Origin of the sequence: uncultured Aquabacterium sp., assembly GCF_947366995.1 — a bacterium.
In the GTDB taxonomy this organism is placed as follows: domain Bacteria; phylum Pseudomonadota; class Gammaproteobacteria; order Burkholderiales; family Burkholderiaceae_C; genus Aquabacterium.
Genome location: NZ_CANBCC010000013.1, coordinates 39,209 through 52,678, shown reverse-complemented (window position 1 = coordinate 52,678; position 13,470 = coordinate 39,209). Strand labels below are relative to the sequence as shown.

Below are 13,470 nucleotides of genomic sequence, written 5' to 3'. Positions count from 1 at the left end.
TCCTAAAGAAAGTAAGGTTGGTTTAGAGAAAAGGGAGAGAGGACTTTTTGTGAAACCTGATCAGTGACCTTCGTGGGCCTGACCGATGTACACCAGGGTCAACATCATGAAGATGAACGCTTGCAGCGCAATGATCAGGATGTGGAAGATGGCCCAGGCCGAACCGGCCAGCACGCCCAGCATCCAGAGGCCGACGCCTCCAGCCGACAGGGACGCACCGACAGCGGCGCCGAGCAGGGCGATCAGCATGAACACGAGTTCGCCAGCGTACATGTTGCCCCACAGTCGCATGCCGTGGGAGATGGTCTTGGCGCCGAACTCGACCAGGTTCAGGAAGAAGTTCGGGATCAGCAGCAGGATGGTGCCGACGGGGCCATGGGCGTGGAACGGGGCCGTGAACAGCTCCTTGATCCAGCCGCCGACACCCTTGATCTTCATGTTGTAGTACAGGCAGATCAGCAGCACGGAGATGGACATGCCCAGGGTGATGGACAGGTCAGCGGTGGGCACGACGCGCATGTAGGCGTGGTGCGGGTCGTGGCCGGCCGCAGCGTAGACGCCTTCCCAGACACGGGGCAGCAGGTCGACGGGCAGCAGGTCCATCGCGTTCATGAAGAAGATCCAGATGAACACGGTCAGGGCCGCCGGGGCCACGGCCTTGCGCGAGGTGGCGTTGTGCACGATGCCCTTGGCCTGGGTGTCGACCAACTCGACCAGCAGTTCAACGGCAGCCTGGAAGCGGCCGGGCACGCCAGAGGTGGCCTTGCGGGCTGCCTTCCACAGCAGGAAGACACCCAGGGCACCCATCACGACGGACCAGAACACCGAGTCGATGTTGATGTAGGACCAGTCGACGATGGCCTGCGGCTCGACCTTGTTCTGCAGGTGACGGAGGTGGTGCCCGATGTACTCGGGTGCAGTGAGCGCGTGTTCAGCGGCGTGAGCTTCGGCAGACATCGGCAGTTCTCGTTAAACAGATTTCTTCGCGCGGCCCTGCCCCAAGAGCAGAACCACTCCAATCACTTTCAGGCACAACACCAGGGTCACCAGCATGGCCGCCCAGTCGATCGGACGGAGCAGCACGGGCGACAGCGCCAACATGGCCCCGCTCAACCCGAGCTTGAGCAACTCCCACACGAGGAGCGCCCCCACACTGCGTCCCGCGCCCCGCCCGAAGATCCCGCGCGCCATCAGGGCATTGGGTATCACGACCACCGCACCGCCATACAGGGCAGACACAGCAGAAGCCGGGCTTTGCGACAGGACACCCCAGACCAGCGCGACCAGCACCGCCACCGATGCCTGCCAGGCGAGAATTCGCCAGACCGACATGGAAGGGTGCCTGGCAACAAGGGCTTGCGCCTCCTGTCGCGTCAGCGGCCGGACGGGGGGATCGATGTCTTCGGTCCAATCGGAATCGTCGAAGGCCTGTTGCGCTGCATGCTGACCTCCCGGCTTGTGACTCTGAGGTGGCTGCATGACGACTCGCTTGGCGCATTCAACCCGCTGACTGGGCGCCCGGCCTCCTGGATCTGACAGAAGACGCAGCGCACGCGTGAACAGCGGCGACAGTGGAGCAAGACACCGACCTGCGTCGGCAAAACCTAAAGATTATACGCGGTTACCCGGAGCCGAACCAAGCCCCGGCACTGTACTGAGTTGACACATCCCTTACACGGACGTCCGCGTCGCGGCGCACTGGCGACGCACTTGATCACCCGCCCCCTCATGTCGCGGTGCACTGAGGGCAAGCCCGGTGCCTGCCCCCGCGGTCGGCCGGCATCCTGTGTTTAACAAGCGGCCAACAACGGGTCGCAGATGCAGTCACCCACACGGCCGTGCTCGCACACAGGCCGCGTTCCTCCCCGGAGCCCGCGATGTCTTCTTCAGCCTCTCGCGACAAGGTCAGCACGTTCTTCAGGCCGATCTCAGCCGTCACGGTCACCCACATCCGGCAGATGTACGACCTGTACGCCGGCTTCTACGAGAACACCTCGCTGGATGTCTTTCTCAATGACCTGAGCAAGAAGTCGGGCGTGATCCTCGTGACGCGCAAGGCCGACGACCGGGTGGTGGGTTTCTCGACGCAGACCTTCTTCGACCTGAAGGTGGACGGCAGGCGTGTGCGCGGCATCTTCAGTGGCGACACGATCGTCGACCCCGCCTACTGGGGCAACAACGCGCTGGCCAACACGTTCTACCGGCGGCTGGTGATCGAGCGGATCAAGCAGCCGTTCGTGCCCTTCTACTGGTTCCTGATCTCGAAGGGCTACAAGACCTACCTGCTGCTGACCAACAACTTCTATAACTACTACCCGAATGTGCGCGGGCAGGACGAGAAGTACCGCCGCATCACCGAGGCGTATTGCGAGCAGCTGTTCCCACAGTACTTCGACCGCGAGAAGATGCTGCTGGATTTCGGCGACGACTATGTGCGCCTGAAGGGCGACGTCGCCGACATCACGCCGGAGCTGCGCGCGACCAATCCGCACATCGCGTTCTTCGAGAAGGTGAACCCGACATGGCGGCGCGGCACGGAGGTGCCATGCATCGGCGCCTGCGACTACGAGAGCCTGTTCCGATCCATCGTGGACGTGCCGGTGAAGTGGGTGCGCAAGCACCTGCTGGGCACCCACCGGCCGGCGGGGCTGGACGTCGAGCGCAAGCCGGCGCGCAGCGTGGTGTGGCGTGAGTCCGACGCCGAAGGCATCGAGCAGGGCCGGACCTTGTGAGCATGGGAGCAGGCGCGACGTTGGGGCACCACCTGCTGAAGGCGCTGGTTGAACCAGGGCGGCGGCGGTTTGCACGGCACGTGAGCGAGCTGGAGTCGGTGCAGCGGGCCAGGCTGGCGCGCTGGCTGTCGGCGGCGGCGCGCTCACCCGAGGGACAGCGGCGTGGCGTGCGGGCCGACTGGTCGTGGGAAGAGTTTGCCCGCCAGCAGCCGGTGACCACCTATGCAGACTACGCGACCGCACTGAGCGCCCAGCGCCAGCAGCGGCAGGCGCTGCTGATCGATTCGCCGGTGATGCGCTACCAACCCACCAGCGGGTCGACCTCGGCGGTGAAGTGGATCCCGTACACGCGGCTGTTTCTCGACGAGCTCGATCAGGTCATCACCGCGTGGGTGGGTGACCTGTACCGGCAGTTCCCGAACCAGGGCCACGGGACGCATTACTGGTCGCTGTCGTGGATCCCGACGGCGTTGCGGGGCCAGACCGCGGGCGACATCAACGATGACATGAAGATGCTGTCGTGGGGCAAGCGCCTGCTGGCCTATCTGACGCAGGCGGCGCCGCAGGAGATCGCGCTGGCCGAGACCTCGGAGGATTCGCTGTTCGCCACGGCGGCCTGGCTGGCCGCCGACCGTTCGCTGGGCTTCATGTCAGTGTGGAGCCCGACCTTCGGCATCGGGCTGCTCGAGCAGATGGGGGCCTGGCGTGCCGAACTGGCCGAGGTGCTGCAGCGGGGAGACTGGGGGGCGCGTGCCCCTCGCATGACCGGCGTGCCCTGTCCGCGCGCGCCCCATGCAGCACGGCTTCTGGCCGCCTGGAATGGGGTGCCGGACGGCGGCTTCTTTCAGCAGCTGTGGCCGGAGCTTGCGGTGCTGAGCGCCTGGGACACGGCCGCGGCGGCCCCGTGGGCGCGGCGCCTGCAAGGTCTGCTGCCGCATGCGGCCTTTCAGGGCAAGGGCCTGTGGGCGACCGAAGGGGTGGTGACGTTTCCCTTCGAGGGGCGCTATCCGCTGGCCTACCTGAGCCATGTCTACGAGTTCGAGGATGCACACGATGGCCGTGTGCTGGCGCCGTGGCAACTGCGCACGGGTCAGGAGGTGATTCCCCTGCTGACCACGGGCAGCGGCTTTGCGCGCTATCGCATGAGCGACGTGTTGCGGGTGGATGCGCCGCTGGGCCAGGTGCCGTGCTTCACCTTTCTTGGCCGCAACGACGGGGTCGACCTGGTGGGCGAGAAGACGAGCGCCCAGACGGCACAGGCCGTTCAGGACAGTCTGACGCTGGACGGCGCCCTGCCCGTGACGCTGCTGGCCCTTGATGAGGCGCGCCGCGGCCAGCCTGGCTATGTGCTGCTGGTGGAGTGCGATGGCACGCGGCCACGGGCCGCACTCGAGCACGATCTGGCGAGACAGGTGGAGCAGGCCCTGCAGGCCAACTTCCATTACAAGCTCGCGCGCGAGCTGGGTCAGCTGCAGCCGGCTGCCTGCGTGGCACTGCCCCACATGCGGGCCATCTACCTCGAGCAATGCCGCGAGCGCGGAATGATCGAGGGCAACATCAAGATCGAACCGCTGCGCCACTGGACGGGCCCCGCACCCGCCGTGCTGCGCGACGCACTGGATGGCTGCGTGCTGTCGGCCGCCTGAACCCCCTTCGCCCCACCGCCTCTGTCGCTCCCATTTCAAGCAGTCTCGCCATGGCCATCACCATCCGTCTGGGCACCCCCGCCGACAACCCCCGCATCCAGGACCTGATCACCAAGATCACCATGCCGGGCCTGGCGCAGATGTGCTTTCAGCGCACGCCCGACTTCTTCACCGGTGCGCGGGTGATCGGTGACGAGTTCATCCTCGCCGTGGCCGAGGACGACGAGCGCCCGGAGGTGCTCGCGGGGCTCACCGTGATCTCGGGGCGCGACCTCTACATCAGCGGCCAGAAGCGCCGTGTGTACTACTCGGGTGACACGCGGGTCGACCCCTTCTACCGGCGGCGGGGCATTGCCTCGTCGCTGTTCATGGAGCAGAAGAAGTACCGCACCGACCAGGAGTTGCTGCAGGGCATCGTGCTCAAGGACAACACGGCCCCGCTGGAGGCTGCGGCCAACGTGGCCGACGGCGTGCTGTTCCGCTTCTGGGTGAGCCACACGATCGAAACGAGCTTCATCTATGTCCGCAAGCAGGCCCCGCGCATCCCGAAGGGCGTGACCTTGCGGCAGGCCACGCGCGCCGATGCGCCGCGCATGCAGGCCTACTTCGACCGCGAGGCACCGCGTCGCAACGGCTACCCGGTATACGACTTCGGCAAGCTGCTGGCCGGTGACCCGTACTACACCGGGCTGCGCATTGAGGACTATGTGCTGGCCGAACGGCACGGCGAGATCGTCGGGATGCTGGCGGGTTGGGATCAGAAGGCCTACAAGCAGACGCGCATCGTGGGCTTCAAGCCGGTGGTGAAGGTGCTGCGGCCGCTCTACAACCTCTACGTGGGGCTGGCGGGCGGCTTCCGGCTGCCGCCGGTGGGCGGCGTGCTGAACTACCTGACGGTCTACAACACGCTGGTGAGCGAGGACGACCCGGCCGTGCACCGCGCGCTGCTGGACTGGTTGATGGCGCACCAGGGCCAGAAATACGATGCGATCGCGACGGCATTCACGCACGGCGACCCGCTGGCAGAGGTGCCACGCGGCTACAAACGGCAGAAGCTCATCTCGAGCAACTTCTGGCTGAGCTATGGCGACGACCCGCGGCCCGGCATCGATGCACGGCCGCTGTATGTGGAGCTGGGCCGGCTCTGATCCACCCCGGGCGTGAAGCCCGGCCGTCAGGCGGCGGCGCGGGCGACGGGCAACTCGGGTGGCCCCTCCGTGGCGGACAGGACCTCGTCCGCCATGCGGGCCAGCACCGCGTCCACCCGGGTCAGGAAGGCGCGCACATCGGCCTCGTCGGTTTCGGCGCGCTGCCAGGTCATGGGGATGCCGAGGCGGCCATCGAGCTCGGTGAGCACTGGCAGCGGCGAGATGCTGTTGACCACACCGACCATCTGCTCGACACGCACGCGCCCGGCAGGCGGCTGGATCGCGGCGACATCGCCCAGGCTGGTCGCGTGGCAGCTGATTTTCGGGAATCGACCGGCGCGCATCATCTTCACCGCGATGTGGCCGATGAGCGTGCGGCCCAGCCAGGGCGTCAGCTCGTCCCACAGGTAGGTCCAGGCCATTTCGCGGCGGGCGTAGCGGGCCTGGCCTTCGCGGATGGCGGCGTCGACCGAGCGCACGCGGGCGAGCAGCGGCTTGCGGGGATCCGCTTCGATCACGAGGAAGGCGCCGACGTGGTTGCCCCACAGCGGACCGTGGCCGGCCGATGCAGGGTAATGCCGGCGCAGGTTGACGGAGATGCGGATGACGGCCGCGGCCAGCGGGTCATCGGGCGCCTGCTCGAGAAAGGCCTGGGCCAGCGCGGCCACGACCAGGGTGTTGAGCGACACACCGCGCCCCCGGGCGGCAGCGCGCAGCCGCGCTGTGCCGACAGGCACCTGGTGGTGGCACAGGCCGGTGGTGGTGTAGTGCGGCTGCAGGCGGGTGGGCAGTTGCTGCACGTGCAGCGCGGCCAACTGCCGTCGCTCGGCAACGCGGTGGGCGCGCGACCGCCAGAGTTGACGCGGCCACTGCCACCAGTGCGTGGGCGCGATGGCGCCCAGCATCGAGGGTGCCTCGAGCGGCATCGGCTCGATGGGGCCGCCCTCGAGGCCCCGCAGCAGTTGTGACACGAGGTGCACCATGGTCATGCCATCGGCAAAGATGTGGGGCACGCCGAAGATCAGCGCGGGGCGCGCCGGATGGGGAGCGAAGTGAACCCGCACACCCAGGCCGCGCTCGAGCGGCACGACCTCATGCAGGGCGTCGCGGTGCCAGGCCAGCAGGACATCCGGGTCATCGAGCTCAAGGCCGGGGTGGACACGCAGCACGCGCTCGAACAGCTGGTCGATCAGCCGCCCCTCGGGCAGCACGCGGAACTGGCAGCGATGCAGGCCCGGCTCGACCACCGTCCTCAGCTTGGGGTAGGCCGTGATCAGCGCGCGTAGCACGCCGCGCAGCGTAGCCTCGTCGACGGGGGCGCTCAGGCGCACCAGATAGGGCTGGATCATCGTGCCCGCCAGGCCCTCGATGGCGGCATAGCCGTGCTCGGTGCGGTTCATCGGCACCGTCGAAGGAGGCTCATCAGACAAAACGTGTGACATACAACGCATGCTGGCAGAGCCGGATGTGATCTGGCTCAGGACTTGCGCGCCCTCCCCCCTGAGTGCGCTGAGGGGGACTGCCTACAATGCGCGGATGACCGTCGCCACCTCATCCCCCTCGCTGCCCCCTCTGGCCAACGACCGCTTTCTGCGCGCCTGCCTGCGCCTGCCCACCGACTGCACGCCTGTGTGGCTGATGCGCCAGGCCGGCCGCTACCTTCCGGAGTACCGCGCCACGCGCGACCAGGCTGGCAGCTTCATGGGCCTGGCCACCAACCCGGAGCTGGCCTGCGAGGTGACGATGCAGCCGCTGCGCCGCTATGACCTCGACGCGGCCATCCTGTTCAGCGACATCCTGACCGTGCCCGACGCCATGGGCCTGGGTCTGAGCTTTGCCGTCGGAGAAGGCCCGAAGTTCGCCAAGGTGGTGCGCGACGAGGCCGCCGTGGCCGCGCTGGCCGTGCCGGACATGGACAAGCTGCGCTATGTGTTCGATGCCGTGCGCACCATCCGCCGCGAGCTGTCGGACGCCAACGGCGTGGGCAAGGTGCCGCTGATTGGTTTCTCGGGCAGCCCCTGGACGCTGGCCTGCTACATGGTCGAAGGCGGCGGCTCGGACGACTACCGCGCCGTCAAGACGCTGATGTACCAGCGCCCGGACCTGATGCACCGCATCCTGAGCGTCAACGCCGACGCCGTGGCGCTGTATCTGAACACGCAGATCGAAGCCGGCGCGCAGGCCGTGATGGTGTTCGACTCGTGGGGTGGCGTGCTGGCCGACGGTGCCTTCCAGCAGTTCAGCCTGGCCTACACGCAGCGCGTGCTCGCCCAGCTGAAGAAGGAACACAACGGCTTCCGCATCCCGCACATCGTGTTCACCAAGGGCGGCGGCATCTGGTTGAACGAGATCGCCGACAGCGGCGCTGACGTGGTGGGCCTCGACTGGACCATGGGGCTGGACAAGGCCCGCGCCCTGACCGGCGACCGCGTGGCCCTGCAAGGCAACCTGGATCCGAACGTGCTGTTTGCCAACCCCGAGCAGGTGCAGGCCGAGGTCAAGCGCACGCTGGACGCCTTCGGCAAGCACACGGCGCAATCGGGCCACGTGTTCAACCTGGGCCACGGCATCAGCCAGTTCACTCCGCCGGAAAACGTCTCGGTGCTGGTGGACACGGTGCACGCCCACAGCCGCGCGCTGCACGGCTGACCCATCCGGGCGGCCGATCGACGTCGATCAGCGCCGCTCGATCACGACCGGGCGCACCTGCAGCGCATGCTGCGCCTGGCGGGCTGCCGCGTGCGCCTGCTCGCGCGAGGCATACGGCCCGACCTGCAGCTTGAACAGCGAAGCCTCCTGGAACACCGCCAGCAGCGGTTGAAGTGCGTGCAGATCGGTGGCGATGCGCTGCTGCAAGCGCTCGACGCCGTCTCGGCGCGTCAGCGCGGCCAGCTGGACCCAGAAACCGCGCGCGGCGGTCGTGTAGGCCCGCGCGGGAGCCGGCTCGGTGGCCACCGGGGGAGTTGCCGGCGGCGTGGCCACGGCGGGCGCGGTCGATCCTGCGGTCAGCGTGACAGGCTCCGCGCCGCCCTCGATGCGGCCCGAAGCCAGGGTCGCGGCCTCGCTTTCCGGCGAACCGGGCAGCGTCGGGTCGAGCGGGGTGCCGCGGCGCCAGGCCCCCGAGCGGATCTCGTCAAAGGTCAGGCGCTCGACCTCGACCTCACTGAGCCCGCCGGTGATGCCCAGCCGGTGGGCGGCCGCATAGCTGAGATCGATGACGCGCTCGCGGTGGAAGGGCCCGCGGTCGTTGATGCGCACGATGACCTCCTTGCCGGAAGCCACATGGCGGACGCGGGCGTAGCTCGGGATGGGCAGGGTGCGGTGCGCGGCCGTGAGGCCGTAGACGCTGTACAGCTCGCCACTGGCGGTGCGGCGGCCATGAAAACGCGTGCCGTACCACGACGCGAGCCCGCGTTCGCGGAATGCCAGGTCTTCGCGTTCCGGCGTGTAACGCTGACCCAGCGCGGTGTAAGGCTTGTTGGCGCCACCGGAGCGGATGGGCTCGATACGCGGCTCGGAGGCAGCGGCCGCCAGCAGTTCGGCAGGCGGGTTCACGGGGGGGCCATCGCGGTCGGGGTGACGCGCGACCACCGGGGGCACGCCGGCCGGCGTCCGGGCCGTCGGCCCTGCCCCGCGGTCGCTGCCCGGACCGCTGGCACAGCCAGCCAGCACGCTTAGCAGGGCCAGCCAGATGGCCACGTCGGCACCGCGGCACAGCGCGTTCACGGTCGGGGCGGAGGGCAGGAGGCGGAGCATGCGCGCACGATACCGCAAGCGCACCGGCTGAAGTGACAGGTCGTTTCCGCCCGAACAGGCGGCCGGGGCGCGCCCTGGTGTTACACGACGCCCCCACCGACTTGCCCCGATGTGCACGGCAAGGAAGGCAACGCGGCACAATTCGCATCTCGTTGCCGCCACCCGGCCGCCCTTTCCCGATTGCCCAGCCTGCCCACGCCGCCATGTCACGAACAGAGGACCCCGTTTTCCAGCACGACTTCGAGCGCGGCATGCGCAACCGCCGCGCCGCCCTGGGTGACGCCTGGGTGGACAAGTCGATTGCCAAGGCCAACACCTTCAACGCCGAGTTCCAGCACTTCATCACCGAATACGCCTGGCATGGCGCCTGGGGGCGCCCCGGCCTGGACTGGAAGACCCGCCGCGTGCTGGTTCTGGCCGTCACCAGTGCGCTGGGTCGCTGGGACGAATTCGAGATCCATCTCCGCGGCTCGCTGACTCCCGGCAATGCCCACACGCTGACCCCGGAAGAGGTGCGCGAGGCGCTGATCCAGATCGCCATCTACGCCGGCGTGCCGGCCGCCAACACCGGCTTTGCCAAGGCGGTGCAGATCCTGCGCGAACTGGGCATGGAGCCGGAACCCCACCCGGCGGACCAGGCCTGGCACACGGGCGTGGGCCGATCGGTGTTCACGCACACCCGCCCCAAGCTGCATGCCACGGTGCGCGACGCCCGCAACAAGGCGCCGGCCCACACGCTGGTGCTGAGCCACGCGCTGGGCCAGGACGGCAGCATGTGGGACCTGGTGGCCAATGAGCTGGCCGCCGGGCACCGCGTGATCTGCCCGGACACCCGGGGCCATGGCCGCTCACAGACGCCCTCGGAGCCGCTGACGCTCACCGAACTGGCCGCCGACGCCGCCCGCCTGATCGACGAAGTGGCCGGTGGCGAGCCCGTGGTGTGGGTGGGCCTGTCGATGGGCGGCCTGATTGGGCAGGAACTGGCCCTGCGCCACCCGGACAAGGTCAAGGCCCTGGTGCTGGCCAACACGACAGCCGGCTACGACGAGGCCGGCCGCGAGGCCATCGGGCAGCGTATTGCCACCGTCGAATCGCATGGTCTGAGCGCCATCGGCACCTCGACCATGGCCCGCTTCTTCAGCGAGGCGTTCCGCCGCACCCAGGCTGCCGCCGTGGCCCGCCACCAGCGTCTGCTCGAATCCACCGACCCCGAGGGCTACACCGCCTGCGCCGCCGCGCTGTGCGAGGCCGACTACGGCTACCGCCTGGGCCAGCTCCGGCTGCCCACCCTGGTGGTGGCCGGCAGCGTCGACCAGACCACGCCGGTGGCCGCAGCCCAGGCGCTCGCACGGGCCATCCCGGGCGCGCAGCTGGCGGTGCTGGAGGGCTGCGCCCACCTGAGCGCAGTCGAGCAACCGCAGGCCTTTGCCGAGCTGCTCAGCGAGTTCGTGGCCAGCCTCTGATGTCTGTTCCGACCATGAACCCGGCCCAGATGGCGGCCGTGGAGCACCTGGACACGCCTTGCCTGGTGCTGGCCGGCGCCGGCTCGGGCAAGACCCGCGTGATCACGCACAAGATCGCGCGGCTGCTGCAGCCGGGCTACGGGGCCGACCTGGCCCCGTCGCAGATCGGCGCCATCACCTTCACCAACAAGGCCGCCGCGGAAATGCGCGAGCGCGTCAAGAGCCTCATCGGCCCGCGGGCCGCAGCCAAGCTGCTGGTCAGCACCTTCCACTCGCTGGGCGTCAAGCTGTTGCGCGAGGACGGCACCGCGCTCGGACTGAAGCAGGGCTTTTCCATCCTCGACAGCGACGACGTCACCAGCATCCTGCGCGACTGCGGCGCCACGACCGACGCCAAGCTGGCGCGCAGCTGGCAGTGGACGATCAGCCTGTGGAAGAACCAGGGGCTGGATTCGAACGCCGCGCTGAGCCACTGCAAGACCGACGACGACGTGGTGGCCGCCCGGGTGATGAAGCTGTACGAAGAGCGCCTGCTGGCCTACCAGGCGGTCGACTTCGACGACCTGATCGGCCTGCCGCTGAAGCTGCTGCAGGAGCACGAGGCCGTGCGCCAGAAGTGGCAGCGCCAGCTGCGCCACGTGCTGGTCGACGAATACCAGGACACCAACGCGACGCAGTACGAGCTGCTCAAGCTGCTGGTGGGGCCGGACGGCATCTTCACCGCCGTGGGCGACGACGACCAGTCCATCTACGGCTGGCGCGGCGCCACGCTGGACAACCTCAAGCGCCTGCCGCAGGACTTCCCCAGCCTCAAGGTCATTCCGCTGGAGCAGAACTACCGCTCGACCAGCGCCATCCTGCGGGCGGCCAACCACGTCATCCAGCTCAACCCCAAGCTGTTCCAGAAGACGCTGTGGTCGGACCTGGGCGAAGGCGAGCCCATCAAGCTGATGGCGTGCGACAACGAAGAGCATGAGGCCGAGCGCACCGTGGCCCACTTCCAGTTGCTGCGCAACCGCCTGCTGCACGACCACCCGGGCAGCGACAAGGCCGACTGGAGCAACTTCGCCATCCTGTACCGCGCCAACCACCAGGCGCGGCCCTTCGAGCAGGCGCTGCGCAAGGCCAACATCCCGTACAAGGTGTCGGGCGGCCAGAGCTTTTTCGACAAGGCCGAGATCAAGGACCTGTGCGCCTGGCTGCGCCTGCTGATCAACAACGACGACGACCCGGCCTTCCTGCGCGCGGTGACCACGCCCAAGCGCGGCATCGGTCATCAGACGCTGGGCGCCCTCGGCGAGTTCGCGGGCAAGTGGAAGGTCAGCCTGTTCGAGGCGCTGTTCTCGGAGTCGCTGGGCACGGCGCTGAACCGGCGGGCCCTTGATGGCCTGCACGAGTTCGGCCGCTACGTGAACGACCTGGAGTACCGCGCCCGCCAGACCGTGGGCGCTGAAGCGGCCAAGGAGCTGCTGCTGGAGTGGCTGAAGGAGATCGGCTACGAGCAGCACCTCTACGACAACGAAGAAAACGAGAAGGTCGCGGCCGCGCGCTGGGCCAACGTACTCGATTTCGTCGACTGGGTGGCCAAGCGCTGTGGGGGCGAGATCGAGAACGACGGCGGCATGGCGGTCGAGAGCGAGCGCAAGAACGTGCTGGAGGTGGCGCAGCTGATCTCGCTGATCACCAGCCTCGCCGAGCGCGAGAGCGACCAGAAACAGGTGACGCTGACCACGCTGCATGCGTCGAAGGGCCTCGAGTGGCCGCACGTGGTGCTGGCCGGCGTCAACGAGGGGCTGCTGCCCTTCTCGCGCGAGGACGGCGAGATCAGCGGCCAGCAGGTCGAAGAAGAGCGCCGGCTGATGTACGTGGGCATCACCCGCGCGCGGCTGACGCTGGGCGTGAGCGTGCTCAAGCGCCGCAAGAAGGGCCGCGAGTACGTGCAGGCCACGCCCAGCCGCTTCATTGCGGAGATGAAGCTGGAGGAAGGCGGCGGGCCCCGGGAGGACCCGCGCGAGAAGCTGAAGCGCCTGCGCGAAGAGATGGCCGCCAAGGCCAAGCTGAGCGCCGCCGCGGCGAAATCGCAGCTCTAGCCGCCATCGGGGCGAAAAAAAACCCGAGTCCTTGCAGACTCGGGTTTAAATCCACCAAAGGAGATGGGTGGAGGAGACAAACGAAACAAGCAGTGGAACGACTCCGCGTCAGCAGGAAAAGTTCCATCGCGATGTCGCCAAGTGTACAACCGCCCGCGATTGTTCACAAGGGTTTTTACGGATATCACCCGCAGCAGGACCGACAAATGGAATGCACGATCAACTGGCAACCCGCCTCCGGCATGGCCTTCATGGCTGAAACGGGCAGTGGCCACATCATCAACATGGACGGTGCGCCCGAAGGCGGCGGCCGCAACCTGGCCCCCCGGCCGATGGAAACCGTGCTGGCGGGCACCGGCGGTTGCACCGCCTACGACGTCGTGCTCATCCTCAAGCGCGGGCGCCACGACGTGCGCGGCTGTCAGGTGAAGATCACGGCCGACCGCGCCGAGGTCGACCCCAAGGTGTTCACGAAGGTCAACATGCACTTCGTGGTGACGGGGGTGAACCTGCCGGAAACCGCGGTGGCCCGCGCCATCCAGATGTCGCATGAGAAGTACTGCTCGGCCTCGATCATGATCGGCAAGACCGCCGAGATCACGACCAGCTTCGAGGTGGTGGCGGCCTGAGCCGCC

11 protein-coding genes are annotated in these 13,470 nt (G+C 67.9%); 7 read left to right on the top strand and 4 right to left on the bottom strand.

All coding sequences use genetic code 11. The features are described 5' to 3' along the window. Window positions 1-60 precede the first annotated feature (60 nt). Window positions 61-957: a F0F1 ATP synthase subunit A gene (gene atpB, locus Q0Z44_RS05865; RefSeq protein WP_298011208.1), complete on the bottom strand. Its 897-nt coding sequence runs from the start codon at window positions 955-957 to the stop codon at window positions 61-63. A gap of 12 nt (window positions 958-969) precedes the next feature. Beyond that, entirely contained in the window at window positions 970-1,479 is a 510-nt protein-coding gene (locus Q0Z44_RS05860; protein ID WP_298011207.1) for an ATP synthase subunit I, read from the bottom strand. Window positions 1,480-1,877: 398 nt separating this feature from the next. Here Q0Z44_RS05860 and Q0Z44_RS05855 point away from each other — a divergent pair, with 398 nt between their 5' ends. From Q0Z44_RS05855 to Q0Z44_RS05845, 3 genes are read left to right on the top strand one after another with little or no spacing between them, the layout of a single operon-like run. Continuing rightward, window positions 1,878-2,732 (top strand): hypothetical protein, encoded by an 855-nt coding sequence (locus tag Q0Z44_RS05855; RefSeq protein WP_298011206.1) that lies wholly within the window; start codon window positions 1,878-1,880, stop codon window positions 2,730-2,732. Window positions 2,733-2,734: 2 nt separating this feature from the next. Further along, window positions 2,735-4,378, top strand: coding sequence for a GH3 auxin-responsive promoter family protein (locus tag Q0Z44_RS05850; protein WP_298011205.1), 1,644 nt, complete (start codon window positions 2,735-2,737; stop codon window positions 4,376-4,378). A gap of 50 nt (window positions 4,379-4,428) precedes the next feature. Continuing rightward, a complete protein-coding gene (locus Q0Z44_RS05845; RefSeq protein WP_298011204.1) occupies window positions 4,429-5,526 on the top strand; it encodes a hypothetical protein in 1,098 nt (365 codons plus the stop codon). 26 nt (window positions 5,527-5,552) lie between these two features. Here Q0Z44_RS05845 and Q0Z44_RS05840 read toward each other — a convergent pair whose 3' ends face one another. After that, window positions 5,553-6,926 (bottom strand): hypothetical protein, encoded by a 1,374-nt coding sequence (locus tag Q0Z44_RS05840; RefSeq protein WP_298011203.1) that lies wholly within the window; start codon window positions 6,924-6,926, stop codon window positions 5,553-5,555. Between the two features lie 136 nt (window positions 6,927-7,062). On the opposite strand from Q0Z44_RS05840, the gene hemE reads away from it, so the two are divergent. Continuing rightward, the gene (hemE, locus tag Q0Z44_RS05835; protein WP_298011202.1) at window positions 7,063-8,175 is read left to right on the top strand and encodes a uroporphyrinogen decarboxylase; all 1,113 of its coding nucleotides are present in this window, start codon (window positions 7,063-7,065) and stop codon (window positions 8,173-8,175) included. Between the two features lie 27 nt (window positions 8,176-8,202). On the opposite strand, the gene Q0Z44_RS05830 is transcribed toward hemE, so the two are convergent. Then, on the bottom strand, window positions 8,203-9,282 hold the full coding sequence (locus tag Q0Z44_RS05830; RefSeq protein ID WP_298011201.1) for a septal ring lytic transglycosylase RlpA family protein: 1,080 nt from the start codon (window positions 9,280-9,282) through the stop codon (window positions 8,203-8,205). A gap of 203 nt (window positions 9,283-9,485) precedes the next feature. On the opposite strand from Q0Z44_RS05830, the gene Q0Z44_RS05825 reads away from it, so the two are divergent. The 3 genes from Q0Z44_RS05825 to Q0Z44_RS05815 all read left to right on the top strand — a co-directional run bounded on the left by Q0Z44_RS05825 (window position 9,486) and on the right by Q0Z44_RS05815 (window position 13,464). Next, complete coding sequence (locus Q0Z44_RS05825) at window positions 9,486-10,745, top strand: alpha/beta fold hydrolase (RefSeq protein ID WP_298011200.1); 1,260 nt, start codon at window positions 9,486-9,488, stop codon at window positions 10,743-10,745. Further along, window positions 10,745-12,835, top strand: coding sequence for a UvrD-helicase domain-containing protein (locus tag Q0Z44_RS05820; RefSeq protein ID WP_298011199.1), 2,091 nt, complete (start codon window positions 10,745-10,747; stop codon window positions 12,833-12,835). Before Q0Z44_RS05825 ends, Q0Z44_RS05820 begins: the two co-directional genes overlap by 1 nt. A gap of 206 nt (window positions 12,836-13,041) precedes the next feature. Beyond that, complete coding sequence (locus Q0Z44_RS05815; RefSeq protein ID WP_298011198.1) at window positions 13,042-13,464, top strand: OsmC family protein; 423 nt, start codon at window positions 13,042-13,044, stop codon at window positions 13,462-13,464. Window positions 13,465-13,470: the final 6 nt, after the last annotated feature.